15 protein-coding genes and 1 riboswitch are annotated in these 16,013 nt (G+C 39.0%); of the genes, 14 read left to right on the forward strand and 1 reads right to left on the reverse strand.

Going from position 1 to position 16,013, the window contains the following annotated elements; genetic code table 11:
• Nucleotides 1-60 precede the first annotated feature (60 nt).
• From CGC63_RS05010 to CGC63_RS05070, 13 genes are all read left to right on the forward strand, one after another.
• Entirely contained in the window at nt 61-1,308 is a 1,248-nt protein-coding gene (locus tag CGC63_RS05010; RefSeq protein ID WP_004223089.1) for a 6-phosphofructokinase, read from the forward strand.
• A gap of 149 nt (nt 1,309-1,457) precedes the next feature.
• Complete coding sequence (locus CGC63_RS05015; protein WP_004223088.1) at nt 1,458-2,381, forward strand: nucleotidyltransferase family protein; 924 nt, start codon at nt 1,458-1,460, stop codon at nt 2,379-2,381.
• Between the two features lie 85 nt (nt 2,382-2,466).
• Entirely contained in the window at nt 2,467-3,813 is a 1,347-nt protein-coding gene (glmM, locus tag CGC63_RS05020) for a phosphoglucosamine mutase (protein ID WP_004223087.1), read from the forward strand.
• Nucleotides 3,814-3,831: 18 nt separating this feature from the next.
• Nucleotides 3,832-4,866 (forward strand): tetratricopeptide repeat protein, encoded by a 1,035-nt coding sequence (locus tag CGC63_RS05025; RefSeq protein WP_040351275.1) that lies wholly within the window; start codon nt 3,832-3,834, stop codon nt 4,864-4,866.
• Between the two features lie 42 nt (nt 4,867-4,908).
• The gene (locus tag CGC63_RS05030; protein ID WP_154965449.1) at nt 4,909-6,012 is read left to right on the forward strand and encodes a DUF3048 domain-containing protein; all 1,104 of its coding nucleotides are present in this window, start codon (nt 4,909-4,911) and stop codon (nt 6,010-6,012) included.
• Between the two features lie 137 nt (nt 6,013-6,149).
• Nucleotides 6,150-7,043: a DegV family protein gene (locus CGC63_RS05035; RefSeq protein WP_040351274.1), complete on the forward strand. Its 894-nt coding sequence runs from the start codon at nt 6,150-6,152 to the stop codon at nt 7,041-7,043.
• Between the two features lie 115 nt (nt 7,044-7,158).
• Nucleotides 7,159-7,635, forward strand: a complete 477-nt coding sequence (locus CGC63_RS05040) for a COG2426 family protein (RefSeq protein WP_009246779.1) — start codon at nt 7,159-7,161, stop codon at nt 7,633-7,635.
• A 451-nt stretch (nt 7,636-8,086) separates the two neighbouring features.
• Complete coding sequence (locus tag CGC63_RS05045; RefSeq protein WP_004223079.1) at nt 8,087-8,572, forward strand: GNAT family N-acetyltransferase; 486 nt, start codon at nt 8,087-8,089, stop codon at nt 8,570-8,572.
• 3 nt (nt 8,573-8,575) lie between these two features.
• Complete coding sequence (locus tag CGC63_RS05050; protein ID WP_004223077.1) at nt 8,576-9,448, forward strand: methionyl aminopeptidase; 873 nt, start codon at nt 8,576-8,578, stop codon at nt 9,446-9,448.
• A 42-nt stretch (nt 9,449-9,490) separates the two neighbouring features.
• Nucleotides 9,491-9,569, forward strand: a riboswitch (ZMP/ZTP riboswitch).
• Nucleotides 9,570-9,655: 86 nt separating this feature from the next.
• Nucleotides 9,656-10,369, forward strand: a complete 714-nt coding sequence (locus CGC63_RS05055; RefSeq protein WP_004223074.1) for an IMP cyclohydrolase — start codon at nt 9,656-9,658, stop codon at nt 10,367-10,369.
• Nucleotides 10,370-10,390: 21 nt separating this feature from the next.
• Nucleotides 10,391-11,575, forward strand: a complete 1,185-nt coding sequence (locus CGC63_RS05060; RefSeq protein WP_004223071.1) for a phosphoribosylaminoimidazolecarboxamide formyltransferase — start codon at nt 10,391-10,393, stop codon at nt 11,573-11,575.
• Between the two features lie 139 nt (nt 11,576-11,714).
• Nucleotides 11,715-12,701: a diaminopimelate dehydrogenase gene (locus CGC63_RS05065; RefSeq protein WP_004223069.1), complete on the forward strand. Its 987-nt coding sequence runs from the start codon at nt 11,715-11,717 to the stop codon at nt 12,699-12,701.
• A 12-nt stretch (nt 12,702-12,713) separates the two neighbouring features.
• Nucleotides 12,714-13,592: a YitT family protein gene (locus tag CGC63_RS05070; protein WP_004223067.1), complete on the forward strand. Its 879-nt coding sequence runs from the start codon at nt 12,714-12,716 to the stop codon at nt 13,590-13,592.
• Between the two features lie 79 nt (nt 13,593-13,671).
• On the opposite strand, the gene CGC63_RS05075 is transcribed toward CGC63_RS05070, so the two are convergent.
• Nucleotides 13,672-15,090 (reverse strand): amidophosphoribosyltransferase, encoded by a 1,419-nt coding sequence (locus tag CGC63_RS05075; RefSeq protein WP_004223065.1) that lies wholly within the window; start codon nt 15,088-15,090, stop codon nt 13,672-13,674.
• A gap of 167 nt (nt 15,091-15,257) precedes the next feature.
• Between CGC63_RS05075 and CGC63_RS05080 the strand changes: the two genes are divergently transcribed.
• On the forward strand, nt 15,258-16,013 hold the full coding sequence (locus CGC63_RS05080; RefSeq protein WP_004223063.1) for an exodeoxyribonuclease III: 756 nt from the start codon (nt 15,258-15,260) through the stop codon (nt 16,011-16,013).

Raw genomic sequence — 16,013 nt, forward strand, 5'->3', positions numbered from 1 at the left:
ACGTTTCTTTTTGTTACAATAATACTCACATTGAGTGACTTGTAAGGAGGGAACGGCAAAATGGCGAAAAAGAGAAATATTATTGTTGGACAATCAGGCGGACCGACAGCAGTAATCAATTCAAGTCTTGCAGGGGTTTATAAAAATGCCATTGAACGTGGCTTTGATAAGGTGTACGGTATGTTACACGGTGTTCAGGGGCTTTTAGATGAGCAGTATGTGGACTTATCCACACAAATTCATTCGGAGCTGGATATTGAGCTTTTAAAGAGAACGCCGTCTGCATTTTTAGGCTCTTGTAGATTTAAACTGCCGGAAATTCATGAAGACAAGACGATTTATGAAAAGTTATTTGGTATTTTAAATAAGCTGGAAATTGACACCTTTATTTATATCGGTGGCAATGACTCTATGGATACCATTAAAAAATTATCAGATTATGCCATTATCACAGGACAGAGTCAGAAATTTTTAGGCGTACCAAAGACCATTGACAATGATTTGGCTTTGACAGACCATACGCCGGGCTTTGGAAGCGCTGCAAAATATATCGGAGCTTCCACAAAAGAAGTAATTCGTGATGCACAGGGCTTGAATTATAAGAAAAATACCATTACGATTATGGAAATCATGGGAAGAAATGCCGGCTGGCTTACAGGAGCAACAGCTCTTGCAAAAACAGAAGACTGTGACGGACCGGATTTGATTTACCTTCCGGAGGTTCCTTTTGATACGGAGCGCTTCTTAAAGAAGGTAAAGGAATTATTAAAGAAAAAATCTTCTATCGTAATTGCAGTTTCAGAGGGAATTAAATTGCAGGACGGCAGATATGTATGTGAATTGGGTAATGTAGGGGATTATGTTGATGCCTTTGGACACAAGCAGCTTCAGGGAACAGCGACTTATCTTGCGAATTTCCTTGCGGCAGAATGTAACTGCAAAACAAGGGCAGTGGAGCTTTCCACACTTCAGAGAAGCGCTTCTCATATGGCGTCCCGTGTAGATATTGAGGAAGCCTTTATGGTAGGCGGTGCGGCAGTAAAAGCAGCGGATGAAGGGGATACAGGAAAGATGATTGTCATTGACAGAGTTTCCGATGACCCGTACATGAGTGCGACCGGCATTTATGATGTTCACAGAATTGCCAATGAAGAAAAACTGGTTCCGAGAGAATGGATGAATAAAGAAGCAAATTATGTGACAAAAGATTTTATCGACTACATAAAACCATTAATTCAGGGTGACTATCAGCCGATTATGGTAAATGGTCTTCCAAGACATTTGGTATTAAAGATGAAAAAGAAATAACAATACAGAGAGTAAAAGCTTTGGAGAAGGTTTTTATAGAGGGACAGTCCGAATTGGGGAATTCGGGCTGTTCTGTTTTTCTAAGGGGTTGTGGTTTGTTCTGTAATATAGTATCATTATTTATATTTCAAACGAAAAGGAGAACGAACATGAAACAAACAGCACTTGTAATTATGGCGGCAGGAATTGGCAGCCGTTTTGGAAAAGGAATTAAACAGTTGGCAAAGGTAGGACCAAGCGGAGAAATTATTATGGATTATTCCATACATGATGCGCTGGATGCAGGCTTTAACAAGGTTGTTTTCATTATTCGCAAGGATATTGAAGAAGAGTTTAAGCAGGTTATCGGAAACAGAATTGAGAAAATTACACAGGTAGAATATGTATATCAGGATATTCAGGACTTACCGGAAGGATTTACCTGCCCAAAAGAACGTACAAAACCTTGGGGAACGGGACATGCTGTTTTAGCAGCTAAAAAGGTAATTAACGAGCCTTTTGTGGTAATCAATGCAGATGATTATTACGGAAAAGAAGCTTTCGTCAAAATTCATGAATATCTTGTAGAAGACAGAGAAAAAACAGATAAGATGGATATCTGTATGGCAGGCTTTATTCTGGAAAATACATTAAGCGACAATGGCGGTGTTACAAGAGGAATTTGCGCACTGGATGAACAGAAGAACCTGATTGGTATTACAGAAACTTATAATATTCAGAAAACAGAAAACGGACCGGCTGCCGTAGAGGAAGAAACAGGAGAAAAGACAGCTCTTGATGAGAAAACCTTAGTTTCCATGAATATGTGGGGACTGACACCGGAATTTCTGGAGGTTCTGGAAAGCGGTTTCAGAAAATTCCTTTCAGAAACAAAGCCAGAGGAACTGAAAAAAGAATATTTACTTCCGACAGTAGTAGACAATATGATTAAAGAAGGAACCGCACAGGTTGCCGTATTAAAGACACATGACACTTGGTTTGGCGTAACTTATCAGGAAGATAAGGAAAAAGTTATGGAGTCATTTAAAGAATTAGTGAGAAAAGGTATTTATAAAGAACAGCTCTTTTCATAAAATGCGTGACAAAATTCTTATTTTGTGGTATTTTAGTATATGACAAAAATACAAAAAATAAGAATGATTGTGCAAAGGAGCGATTATGGGTAAATATTTTGGGACAGATGGGTTTCGAGGAGAAGCAAATGTAAACTTAACAGTAGAGCATGCTTTTAAAGTAGGACGCTTTTTAGGTTGGTACTTTGGAAAAGAGCATAAGGCACAGATTGTTATTGGAAAAGATACCAGAAGAAGCAGCTACATGTTTGAATATTCCTTAGTAGCAGGTCTTACAGCATCCGGTGCAGATGTGTATCTTCTTCATGTAACAACAACACCAAGCGTGTCTTACGTGGTGCGTACAGAGAATTTTGACTGCGGTATTATGATTTCCGCCAGCCATAATCCTTTCTATGACAACGGAATTAAAATTATGAACGGCAACGGACAGAAGATGGAAGCTGCCGTAGAAGAGCAAATTGAGAAATATATTGACGGCGAGCTGGAAGAGCTGCCTTTGGCAAAGAGAGAGGATATCGGAAGAACAATAGATTTCTCAGCAGGAAGAAACCGCTATATCGGATATCTGATTTCTATTCCTACCCGTGCATTTAAAAATGTAAGAGTGGGACTGGACTGCTCAAACGGAAGTGCATCTGCCATTGCGAAAAGTGTTTTTGATGCACTGGGTGCGAAAACTTATGTTATTCATAATGAGCCGGATGGTACGAATATTAATACCAACTGTGGTTCTACCCATATTGAAGAATTAAAGAAATTTGTAAAAGAAAAGCAGCTGGATGTAGGTTTTGCCTATGACGGTGATGCAGACCGTTGTATTGCAGTTGATGACAAAGGAGAGGAAGTCAACGGCGATTTAATCATGTATGTTTGCGGAAAATACATGAAAGAATGTGGAAAATTAAATAACAATACCATTGTTACAACAGTAATGTCGAATTTAGGACTTTATAAGGCATGTGACAGAGAAGGAATTTCCTACGAAAAAACAGCAGTGGGAGATAAATATGTATGTGAAAATATGATGGCAAACGGACATTCCATTGGAGGAGAGCAGTCAGGACATATTATTTTCTCTAAGCATGCCACAACAGGTGACGGAATTTTGACTTCATTGAAGCTGATGGAAGTAATTATTGAGAAAAAACTTCCGTTAAGCGCATTGACAAGAGAAGTGAAAATTTATCCCCAGGTCCTTAAAAATGTGAGAGTATATGATAAAAAGACGGCAAGAGAAAATCAGAAGGTAACAGAGGCTGTTCACAAGGCAGAAACAGAATTAGGCGAAGACGGAAGAATTCTGGTAAGAGAAAGTGGAACAGAGCCTTTAATCCGTGTTATGGTAGAAGCGCCCACAGATGAGGTATGTGAAAAGTATGCACAGCAGGTGGTGGATGCCATGAAAGAAGAAAATCTGATTGCCGAATAAGGAAATGAGGTTAAAAGGGTGAAGAAACGAGTCGTACTGACGGTTTTCTTGAGCATGTGTCTGTTAGGCGGATGCAAAGGAAAAGAACTTACAGATTATGAAAAAGGTATGGAAAATCTGGAAAAGCAGAATTATAAAGAAGCTCTGGAAAATTTTCGGGAAGCAGTAAGTGACGGAGAGGATGCCGCAAAAGCATGGAGAGGTATAGGGATTTCATGGAGCGGACAGGGAGCTTTTGACAAAGCAGAAGAAGCTTTTTTAACAGCTTTGGATTTTACAGAAAAATCTGAAAAGAACCTCAGAACAGACTTGAGTCTTTACCTTGTAGATGCACAGTATCATCAAAAAGAATATCAGGCGTGTATTAAAACCTGCGATGAAATTTTAGATGAAAAAAAAGAAAAAAACGGGTATTTTCTTCGAGGAAGTGCATATCTTCATTTAGACGAGTATAAAAAAGCAGAAAAAGATTTCTCAAAAGTGATTTCCGGTTCTAAGGAATATGAGGACTATCTGGATATTTATCGAATTTATCAGGAATGTGACTTAAATGCAGACGGAGCGGAATATCTGGAGCTGGCTTTGGAGATGAAAGCCAAATCACCGGAGGATTTTTATAACAGAGGCAGAGTCTATTATTATCTGTCAGAATTTGAAAAGGCAGAAAAAGAGCTGAAAACAGCATGGGAAAAAGAATATGCTCCTGCTGCCGTTTATCTGGGAAAAGTGTATGTGGAAGCAAACGAGCCGGAAAAAGCCAAAGATATGTATCAAAAGTGCTTAAAGCAGGATGAATTAAAAGCAGAGGCATATAATGGGCTGGCGTATTGTTCGATGGAGCAGGAAGACTACGAAAAGGCTTTGGAATATATTCAAAAGGGATTGGAAGTAAAAGACAGAGAAGTCAATCAGGCATTACTTTTTAATGAAATTGTTGTATATGAAAGAAGCAGAGACTTTGCTTCGGCAAAAGAGAAAATGCAGCAGTATTTAGCCCAGTATCCGGCAGATGCTGCTGCTGTAAAGGAGAATTATTTTTTGCAGACCAGATAGTGAAGGGACACATGAAAATGTGTGGAAGGAATGGTGACAAATATGAGGTTAAAAAGAGTAATGTTAATTGCCGCAGTAATGGTAATGGCGGGGGCTTTTACAGGCTGTGGTAAAAAAGAAGAAAAACCGGAGCAGCCGAAAATTGAAAAAGAGAAAGAACCGGAAGCAGAAAAAACAGTAGGTGAAGTCGTAGAAGAACCGGAAATTCCGGCAAACCAAAATCTGCTTACGGGGTTAGGTGATTTGTCAGAGGGGGCAATCGGAAAACGTCCTGTGGCGGTTATGGTAAATAATGTGGAAAAAGCCATGCCACAATATGGAATTGGGCAGGCAGATATTATTTTTGAAATTCCGGTAGAAGGGGATGTAACCAGATTTATGGCGCTCTACGGAGACTATACAAAGGTTCCGAAAATCTGTCCAATCCGAAGCTGTCGTTATTATTTTCCGGCGATTTCACAAGGATTTGATGCCTTTTATGTAAATTGGGGAATTGATGAAACGGTTTCAGATTATCTGAAATCCTTAAATATGGATCAGATTGAAGGAATTACCAACACAGGAGGGCTTTTCGGCAGAGACCAGGATAAGAGAAATCAGGGCTATGCGCTGGAGCATACAGGATATTTTGACGGTACGCAGCTGCCTTCTTATATTGAGTCAAAAGGGCTGCGCACAGACCTGAAAGAGGATAAAAAAGGACCTGCATTTTCTTTTAACGGCATGGAAGAACAAATAAAACCTGCTTCTTCGGACTGTACTTCTGTTCAAATTGATTTTGGCTCACAAAGTGCAGCATTTACCTATGATGCAGAAAAAATGCAGTATTTAAAACAGATAAACGGAAATCCACAGATGGATGCAGTAACAGGGGAACAGCTGGGATTTACCAATGTATTTGTTTTGGAAACAGAAATTTCTGTAAGAGATGATATGGGACATAAGAATTTAGACTGGGATGGCGGTGCAGACGCTAAGGGATATTATATTTCAAACGGCGGTATGCAGCCTATAACATGGTCAAAAGAAGAAGGAAAGGAAGACTCATACCTGACCTTCTATGATGAGTCGGGAAATGTGCTGAATATCAATAGAGGAAAGAGCTATATCGCCTTAAATTACAAAGACAAGGCAACCTTTCAGTAAAGAAATAGAGAGACAGGAGAAAGACATTTTTCAGGAATAGTCAGTCTTCTGTCTTTCCTGCTTTTTAGAAAAATTTTTTTAAATACTATGAAATTGCCAAAAGAAGTGTTAAAATGGGTATTATTTAAGAGGAGGGAATGACATTGAGCGAATATAAAATAACTTGTTGTTCTACTGCCGATATGCCGGCAGCGTATTTTGAAGAAAAAAATCTGCCCTTTGTCTGCTTTCATTTTCGGATGGATGGGGTAGAGTATCCGGATGATTTAGGAAAATCTATGGCATTTGACGAGTTTTATAAAAGGATATCTGCGGGTTCTGAACCGACTACCGCACAGGTAAATACGCAGCAGTATATGGAGCTTTTCGAGCCTGTCTTGAAAGAAGGAAAAGACCTTCTGCATCTGACTTTATCCAGTGGGATTTCAGGAAGTATTAACTCTGCCAATATGGCAAAAATCCAGCTAGAGGAAAAATATCCGGAGAGAAAAATTTTTATTGTGGACTCTTTATCGGCATCTTCAGGGTATGGAATGTTGGTGGATGCTGCACTGGAAAATCAGGAAAAAGGATTTTCCATAGAGGAGAATGTAAAGTGGATTGAAGAAAACAGAAATCGCCTGCATCATTGGTTTTTCTCCACAGATTTAACCAGCTTTATCAGAGGCGGCAGAATATCAAAGGTGTCCGGTTTTGTAGGTCAGGCGCTGAACATTTGCCCGCTTATGAATGTAAATACAGAAGGAAAATTAATTCCGAGAAATAAATACAGAGGGAAAAAGCAGGTTATTCGTGAAATGGTGAAGCGAATGGAAGAGCATGCACAAAATCAGACACAGTATAGCGGAAAGTGTATGATGTCTTGCTCTGCGTGTGAAGAGGATGCCAGAAAAGTGGCTGATTTGGTAGAAGAGAAATTTCCAAAGCTCAACGGAAAAGTACAGATTAACAGCATTGGAACGGTGATTGGTTCTCATACCGGACCGGGAACGGTAGCGCTGTTTTTCTGGGGAGATGAGAGGACTGAGTAAAATCTATGTAAAATTTTTCTAACGTTTGTGAAAAATACTTGCACCATAAGAGAAACAATGATATATTGAACCTCGATAGTGTTTGAAATTTGACAAAGAGAAAAAGGAGAATTTTATGTTAGAGAAGTACCTGATTGTGTTTTTTGTATCCATGGTACCGTTAATTGAATTAAGAGGTGCAATTCCCATTGCGGAAGGGTTACAGCTGCCGTTTGTTCAGTACTATATTGTTGCAATTTTAGGAAATATGCTTCCGGTACCGATTATTTATTTCTTTGCAAGAAAAGTTCTTGTATGGGGAAGTACAAAACCGGTAATCGGTAAATTCTTTTCCTGGTGTCTTGATAAGGGCGAGCGTGGTGGAAAGAAATTACAGGAAAAAGCAGGAAAAGGTTTGTTTGTTGCACTGCTTTTATTTGTAGGAATTCCTCTTCCGGGAACAGGGGCATGGACAGGAACTCTGGCGGCCAGTATTTTAGATATGGATTTTAAATCCAGCGTAATCGCAGTTATGCTGGGAGTTTTGTTGGCAGGTATCATTATGGCTGCTGTAAGTATGGGCGCATTTGGTGCATTGGGAGCACTTTTTTAAAGAGTAATTAAAAGAGAAGAAAGAAAAGGCATCATTCTTAATTGGTTTTGAGAATGATGCCTTTTTAACATATTTCGTTGTCCATTGGAAAATACCTCACATTAAAATTGAATAATGAAAATTTTTTCTTTTTGGGTTAAGTTTTAAAAGTTTCTGGTGGTCCGTACCTCTCTTTCGATAAATTATAAGGTTTGGTTTAAGTTTTTGGTGGTATCAGTCCTTTCTGATTTCTTTTTTTTCTTTCGATTTATTTTATGATTAGACTATACCATACAAATATTAAAAAGTCAACAAAAAAACGAAAAATAAATAAAAATAATTTTAAAAGACTGTATTAAAATGATATATATTATAAAATATCAGAAAATTTAAGAAAAATCCAAAAGTGGAAAAAAAGAAAAAATAATGATACAATAACATTTAAAAGAAAACAAAAGAAAGGTCGCAGAATATGGAAGTAAGACAGGCATTATTGGAAGAAATTTCTGAAATTATGAAAATATATGAAGCAGCAAGGTGTTTTATGGCAGAACACGGAAACCCAACACAGTGGGTAAACGGATATCCTTCGGAAGAACTGGTGACAGAAGATTGTAAAAACGGAGAATTGTATGTATGTGTTTCTGACGAACAGATTGCAGGTGCTTTTATGTTTACCAAAAAGCCGGATATTACATACAGAGAAATCTTTCAGGGAAAATGGTTAAATGAAAAGCCTTACGGAACCATGCACCGAATGGCTTCTTCAGGCATTCAAAAGGGAGTGTCCTCTTTTTGTTTAGACTGGTGTTTCAAGCAGTGTGGGAATGTAAGAGGAGATACGCATAATGATAATTATGTGATGCAGAAGGTATTTGAAAAGAATGGCTTTAAACGATGCGGAATTATTTATGTAGAAGACGGAACGCCTAGAATTGCATATCAAAGGGAGAATTAGAAAATGGAATTATTAGAAAGAAATGCACCATGCTGGTGCGGAAGCGGAAAAAAATATAAGAAATGTCATTATAATTTTGACGAGAAATTAAAATTTTATGAAAGTAAAGGTGTTTTAATTCCATCTCATGATATTATCAAAACACCAGAACAGATTGCAGGAATTAAAGAAAGTGCAAAAGTAAATATTGAAATTTTAGACTATGTGTCAGAGCATATAAAAGAAGGTGTTACCACACAGGAAATCGATAATTGGGTAGCGGATATTACGGCAAAAGCAGGAGCGGTGGCAGCGCCTCTTAACTATGATGGATTTCCAAAGAGCGTGTGTACATCTATCAACGAACAGGTATGCCACGGAATTCCCTCAGAGGATATTGTGCTGAAAGACGGAGATATTATCAATGTAGATGTATCTACAATTTTAAACGGATATTATTCTGACTCATCCCGTATGTTTTGCATCGGAAATGTTAGCGAGGAAAAGAAGAAGCTGGTGGAAGTCACACGTCAGTGCGTGGAGAAGGGGTTGGAACAGGTAAAACCATGGGGATATTTGGGAGATATGAGTCAGGCGGTCTATGAGCACGCCCATGCCAACGGATATTCTGTGGTAAGAGAGATTGGCGGACATGGAATTGGACTGGAATTTCATGAAGACCCGTGGGTAGGATATATTGGAAAAGCAGGTACGGGGATGCTGTTAGTTCCGGGTATGATGTTTACTATTGAACCAATGATTAACATGGGAAGTCATGAGATATTTGTAGATGATACAGACGGATGGACAATTTATACAGAAGACGGTAAACCATCTGCCCAGTGGGAAATTATGGTGCTGGTGACAGAACAGGGATACGAAGTTATTTGTTATTAAAAGAAAAAGGGTTGACATTCTATTTTTTTAATGGTATGTTGTAATTGCTTATATGACTGACGGAAGTGGAAATGACCACAGGGAGTATAAGCCAAGGAAGCCGACCGTCTGGGCATATATGCTCGGGCAGTGGGCTTTTTTGTGTATCAGAAAATCCTATTCTGGTTTACCGAGTATATCGTTCATTGAAAAAAAGGAGAAAAATTCATGGAAATGTTATCATTAACAAAAGAATTGAAAGAAAACGCATATCCTGGCAGAGGAATTGTTCTGGGAAAATCAGAGGACGGAAAAAAAGCAGTAGCTGCTTACTTTATCATGGGAAGAAGTGAAAACAGCAGAAATCGTGTATTTGTAGAAGATGGCGAAGGAATTCGTACACAGGCATTTGACCCTTCTAAGCTGGTTGATCCAAGTCTGATTATTTACGCTCCTGTACGTGTTTTAGGAAACAAAACCATTGTGACAAACGGAGACCAAACAGATACGATTTACGAAGGTATGGATAAACAGCTTACTTTTGAGCAGTCTTTAAGAAGTCGTGAATTTGAACCGGACGGACCGAACTATACACCTAGAATTTCAGGAATTATGCACGTTGAAAACGGAAAATATAATTATGCAATGTCTATTTTAAAAAGCAATAACGGAAATCCACAGGCATGTAACCGTTATACATTTGCCTATGAAAATCCGGTAGCAGGAGAAGGTCATTTTATTCATACTTATATGCACGACGGAAATCCCCTTCCAAGCTTTGAAGGAGAACCAAAGCTGGTAAGTATTCAAAACGACATTGATGAATTTAAAGACAGCCTGTGGGAAAGTCTGAATGAAGAAAATAAAGTCTCTTTATTTGTTCGTTTTATTGATATTGAAACAGGTAAATATGAAACAAGAATTGTGAATAAAAATAAATAAGAAGTAAGAAGGGAGAAAATCATGAAAGAATTAGCTTTAAAATACGGTTGTAATCCAAACCAGAAACCATCCAGAATTTATATGGCAAATGACAGTGAGCTTCCTATTCAGGTATTATCCGGAAAACCGGGATATATCAATTTCTTAGATGCGTTTAACGGCTGGCAGTTAGTAAGAGATTTGAAAAAAGCAACAGGTCTTCCGGCCGCAACATCCTTTAAGCATGTATCTCCGGCAGGTGCAGCAGTAGGTCTTCCTCTTACAGAAACTCTGGCAAAAATTTACTGGGTAAATGATATGGATTGGAAGAATTTTTCACCAATCGCCTGCGCTTATGCAAGAGCAAGAGGCGCTGACCGTATGTCTTCCTTCGGTGATTTTATTGCATTGTCTGATGTATGTGATAAAGACACAGCATTATTGATTAAAAGAGAAGTATCTGACGGGGTTATTGCACCGGGTTATACAGAGGAAGCTCTGGAAATTCTGGGACAGAAGAAAAAAGGAAATTACAATGTGATTGCTATTGATGAAAACTATGTACCGGCTCAGTTAGAGCATAAAGAAGTGTTTGGTATTACTTTTGAGCAGGGACGTCAGGAGCTTTGCATTGATGACGCATTGATTTCTAATGTAGTTACAGAAAATAAAGAGCTGACAGAAGAAGCAAAAAGAGACTTAAAAATTTCCCTGATTATTTTGAAATATACACAGTCCAACTCTGTATGCTTTGTAAAAGACGGACAGGCAATCGGTGTGGGAGCAGGACAGCAGTCCCGTGTACACTGTACACGTCTGGCAGGTCAGAAGGCAGACAACTGGTGGTTAAGACAGTGCCCGAAGGTTTTAAATCTGCCATTTAAAGAAAGCATCAGCCGTGCAGAAAGAGATAATGCCATTGACGTATATATCGGTGAAGAATATATGGATGTTCTGGCTGACGGCGCATGGGAAAATACTTTTACAGAAAAACCGGAAGTGTTTACAAGAGAGGAAAAGAGAGAATGGCTGGATAAAATGCAGGATGTTATTCTTGGCTCTGACGCATTCTTCCCGTTTTCTGATAATATTGAAAGAGCACATAAAAGCGGTGTGGCATATATCGCACAGCCGGGCGGCTCTGTACGTGATGATGCAGTAATTGAAACATGTAATAAATATAATATGGTGATGGCGTTTACAGGTATTCGCCTGTTCCACCACTAAGAGGAAAAGAGGCACCTTCGGGTGTCTTTTTCTTTTGGGGAAGTTGATATGCACGGCATAAAAACCATTGACAAAGACCAAGTTTTTGATATACTTTGAGAGTAAATAATGTGTCAAAGAACAGATAGGAGAGTGAAATATGAGTATTAAAATTGGTATTTTGGGATATGGTAACTTAGGTCGCGGTGTGGAGTGTGCTGTGAAGCATAACCCTGATATGGAGCTGACAGCAGTATTTACACGCCGTAATCCTGCAGATGTTCAGATTTTGACAGAGACAGCAAAGGTTTATCATGTAGATGAAGCCGTAAAAATGAAGGATGAAATCGATGTTTTAATTCTCTGCGGCGGAAGCGCCACAGATTTACCGGTTCAGACTCCTGAATTTGCACAGTATTTTAATGTGGTAGACAGCTTTGATACTCATGCAAGAATTCCGGAGCATTTTCAGGCAGTAGACGAAGCTGCTAAGAAGGGAAATAAGGTTGCAATGATTTCCGTAGGCTGGGATCCGGGTATGTTTTCTTTAAACAGATTATATGCAAATGCAATTTTACCGGGCGGAAAAGATTATACTTTCTGGGGAAAGGGTGTCAGTCAGGGACATTCTGATGCAGTTCGAAGAATAGATGGGGTACTGGATGCAAGACAGTACACAATTCCTGTAAAAGAAGCTTTAGACGCTGTAAGAGAAGGAAAAAATCCAGAGCTTTCCACACGTCAGAAGCATACAAGAGAGGTATTTGTAGTTGCTGATGAAAATGCAGATAAAGCAAAAATTGAGCAGGAAATTAAGACAATGCCAAATTATTTTGACGAATATGATACAACAGTACATTTCATTACAGAAGAAGAAATGAAAGCAGAGCACACAGGACTTCCTCACGGAGGATTTGTAATCCGCAGTGGAAATACAGGATGGGAAGACGAACATAAGCATGTGATAGAATACAGCCTGAAGCTGGACTCCAATCCTGAATTTACATCATCCGTTATTACAGCTTATGCAAGAGCTGCCTATCGCATGAGTCAGGAAGGACAGAGCGGCTGCAAAACCGTATTTGATGTAGCGCCTGTTTATTTAAGCCTTCAGACACCGGAAGAGCTCCGTGCAAAAATGCTGTAAGGTGCAGGGAAAGTGAGTGAAAAAGTGAGTGCTAAGGTAGATGCAAAAAAAGAGACGAAAAGAATTCTGTTCGGTCTTATCGGTGCGGTGATTATGGCTGTGAATATTAAGACCTTTGTGCGGGCAGGGGGCTTGTATCCGGGAGGATTTAACGGTGTCACACTGTTATTTCAGACCATTTGCGACAGATTTTTCGATATTACAGTACCGTTTTCTCCTATCAGCTTAGCGTTAAATGCCATTCCGGCAATTATCAGCTTTAAGGCAATAGGCAAGAAGTTTACAGTTGTTACAAGCTGTATGATTGTTGCTACCAGTATTTTGACGGATATTGTTCCGGCAGTGCCTATTACAGAGGATATTTTGCTGATTAGTATATTCGGTGGCTTGATTAACGGAGCGGCAATCAGTATTTCACTGATTGGAGGAACTTCCACAGGCGGAACAGATTTTATTGCCATTTACTTTGCGGAAAAGAAAAATAAAGATGTGTGGAATTATATTTTATTGGGAAATGCAGTGGTACTGATTATTGCAGGCTTTCTTTTTGGATGGGATAAAGCCCTTTACTCCATTATTTTCCAGTATACTTCGACACAGATGATACATTTATTGTATCAAAATTATAAAAAGGTTACGTTATTTGTAGTTACAGAAAACGCCGAGGCTGTTTATCAGGCTATTTCAGAGGTTACAAATCACAGTGCAACTGAATTTTCAGCAACGGGAATGTATTCCAATGAGAAACGAAAAATGATTTATTCTGTTGTGTCCACAGTAGAAGCGAAGATGCTTACCAGAAAAGTTATGGAAGCAGATGCCCATGCTTTTGTAAATATTGTGAAAACAGATACTTTGTTGGGGCGTTTCTATCAGGAAAATAATTACTAACGTAAAAAGGGAGCTATTGTATTAGACGCATATTTCTAAATGCTGTTTAATACAATAGCTCCTGTTTTTTTCTAAAATCTTATTTTTTACCGCTGAAGCAGTAAGTACATACTTTACACGGCTCGATAGGAATGGAAGATAATAAATCGTCTAAACGATGGAAATGCAGAGTAGTAAAGTTCAACTGTTTTCCGATTTCTTCCAGCATTTCTTTGTAATTTTGAGAGTCAGGATTAGCATAAGACTCTAAAACCTCACGGCTTACGTTTTCTCCTTCTCTTGCAGCGATAATTCTTCTCGTAATTAAATCCATTTCAGATTTAGAACGGGAGAAGTTCAAATAAGGGCATCCGAACATTAAAGGCGGACATGCCGGACGGATATGTACTTCTTTTGCACCGCTGCTATATAAAAATTCTGTTGTTTCACGAAGCTGTGTTCCTCGAACAATAGAGTCGTCGATTAACAAAAGCTTTTGATTTTTAATCAATGCCTCAACAGGAATTAATTTCATTTTGGCAATAAGATTACGCTGTTCCTGACGGGAAGGCATAAAGGAGCGAGGCCATGTTGGAGTATATTTAATAAATGGGCGGGCAAATGGAATGCCGGACTCGTTTGCATAACCGATAGCATGAGCAATACCGGAGTCCGGTACGCCGGCTACTAAATCAGGTTTTACATCATCTCGCTGCGCATCACGCTGTGCCAGCTTCTTACCACATTCGTAGCGCATATTTTCTACATTGATGCCTTCGTAGGTAGAGGTAGGATATCCATAATATACCCACAGGAAAGAACAAATTTTCATTTCGTTCAAAGGCTCTGATACGGTTTCGCAGCTTTCCGGAGTCAGATAAACAATTTCGCCCGGACCTAATTCTTTTAAGGTTTCATAACCCAGATTAAGGTAAGCAAAGCTTTCAAAAGAAACACAATGTGCGCCGTCTTTATGCCCTACAATAAGAGGCGTTCTTCCCATGCGGTCACGGGCAGCATAAATGCCTTCCGGTGTTAAAATGAGAAGTGTCATAGAACCTTCAATTAACTCCTGCGCATAACGAATACCGTCTACGATGGTCTCCTGCTGGTTGATTAAAGATGCGACGATTTCAGTAGGGTTGATACATCCGCCGCTCATTTCTAAGAAATGTGTACAGCCGTTTTTGTAAGAAATATCAACAAGCTCCTCTGTATTGTTGATTTTACCTACTGTTGTAATTGCAAAGCTGCCTAAATGGGATTGTACCAAAAGCGGCTGAGGCTCGTTGTCTGAAATACAGCCGATACCACAGGTTCCTTCCAGTTCATCTAAATCACCGTCAAATTTTGTACGGAACGGTGTGTTTTCGATGTTATGGATTGAGCGGCTGAAGCCGTTTTCTCCATGGACTGCAAGTCCTCCACGTTTGGTACCTAAATGAGAATGATAGTCTGTTCCGAAAAATAAGTCCAGGGTACAACTGGACTTAGATGTTACTCCAAATATTCCACCCATTGCTGTTCTCCTTTTCTTGGAATTACCAATTTAGTTTTCTCCTTATTATATACTCCAAATTTGCTTTTCGTAAAGAGATTTTGGGAAAGTTTTTCACTTCGCAAAGGAGAAAAAATAGTGTATAATGAAAAAGTAAATGTGCAAATAGACAAGAAAAGGAGAAGAAAATGAAATTTATTTCATGGAATGTAAATGGTCTGCGGGCGTGTGTGAAAAAGGGATTTACAGAATTTTTTGAACAGACAGATGCAGACTTTTTCTGTATACAGGAAACAAAGCTTCAGGAGGGGCAGATTGATTTTGAACCGGAAGGATATTTCTGTTATTGGAATTATGCTGTGAAAAAAGGGTATTCCGGTACAGCAATTTTTGCAAAGAAGGAGCCGTTAAGCGTACAGTACGGCATTGGTATAGAAGAACATGATCAGGAAGGTCGTGTGATTACCTTAGAATATGAAAATTTTTATATGGTTACCGTCTATACGCCGAACTCCCAAAGCGAGCTGGCGAGATTGTCTTATCGTATGCAATGGGAGGATGATTTCAGAGCGTATTTGCAGCAGTTAGACGAGAAAAAACCTGTGATTATGTGTGGTGATTTAAATGTGGCACATCAGGAAATCGATTTGAAAAATCCGAAGACGAACCGTCATAATGCCGGCTTTACCGATGAAGAAAGAGAAAAATTCACTACGTTTTTGGACGCCGGCTTTACCGATACTTTCCGTTATTTTTATCCGGATAAAACAGAGATTTACTCTTGGTGGTCTTACCGATTTAAAGCCAGAGAAAAAAATGCAGGGTGGAGAATTGATTATTTTTGTACTTCAAAAAGACTGGATGAAAAGTTACTTTCTGCTTCTATTCATACAGATATTTTCGGCTCAGACCATTGTCCGGTAGAAGTTCAGATTGAGTTATAA

This window comes from Blautia hansenii DSM 20583 (assembly GCF_002222595.2).
Taxonomy (GTDB): domain Bacteria; phylum Bacillota; class Clostridia; order Lachnospirales; family Lachnospiraceae; genus Blautia; species Blautia hansenii.

What these genes read in the sequence shown, in the direction of transcription:
- CGC63_RS05010 (WP_004223089.1), top strand. Translation starts at nt 61, where the DNA reads ATGGCGAAAAAGAGAAATATTATTGTTGGACAATCAGGCGGACCGACA.
- CGC63_RS05015 (WP_004223088.1), top strand. Translation starts at nt 1,458, where the DNA reads ATGAAACAAACAGCACTTGTAATTATGGCGGCAGGAATTGGCAGCCGT.
- glmM (WP_004223087.1), top strand. Translation starts at nt 2,467, where the DNA reads ATGGGTAAATATTTTGGGACAGATGGGTTTCGAGGAGAAGCAAATGTA.
- CGC63_RS05030 (WP_154965449.1), top strand. Translation starts at nt 4,909, where the DNA reads ATGAGGTTAAAAAGAGTAATGTTAATTGCCGCAGTAATGGTAATGGCG.
- CGC63_RS05035 (WP_040351274.1), top strand. Translation starts at nt 6,150, where the DNA reads ATGACATTGAGCGAATATAAAATAACTTGTTGTTCTACTGCCGATATG.
- CGC63_RS05040 (WP_009246779.1), top strand. Translation starts at nt 7,159, where the DNA reads ATGTTAGAGAAGTACCTGATTGTGTTTTTTGTATCCATGGTACCGTTA.
- CGC63_RS05045 (WP_004223079.1), top strand. Translation starts at nt 8,087, where the DNA reads ATGGAAGTAAGACAGGCATTATTGGAAGAAATTTCTGAAATTATGAAA.
- CGC63_RS05050 (WP_004223077.1), top strand. Translation starts at nt 8,576, where the DNA reads ATGGAATTATTAGAAAGAAATGCACCATGCTGGTGCGGAAGCGGAAAA.
- CGC63_RS05055 (WP_004223074.1), top strand. Translation starts at nt 9,656, where the DNA reads ATGGAAATGTTATCATTAACAAAAGAATTGAAAGAAAACGCATATCCT.
- CGC63_RS05060 (WP_004223071.1), top strand. Translation starts at nt 10,391, where the DNA reads ATGAAAGAATTAGCTTTAAAATACGGTTGTAATCCAAACCAGAAACCA.
- CGC63_RS05065 (WP_004223069.1), top strand. Translation starts at nt 11,715, where the DNA reads ATGAGTATTAAAATTGGTATTTTGGGATATGGTAACTTAGGTCGCGGT.
- CGC63_RS05075 (WP_004223065.1), bottom strand. Translation starts at nt 15,090, where the DNA reads ATGGGTGGAATATTTGGAGTAACATCTAAGTCCAGTTGTACCCTGGAC.
- CGC63_RS05080 (WP_004223063.1), top strand. Translation starts at nt 15,258, where the DNA reads ATGAAATTTATTTCATGGAATGTAAATGGTCTGCGGGCGTGTGTGAAA.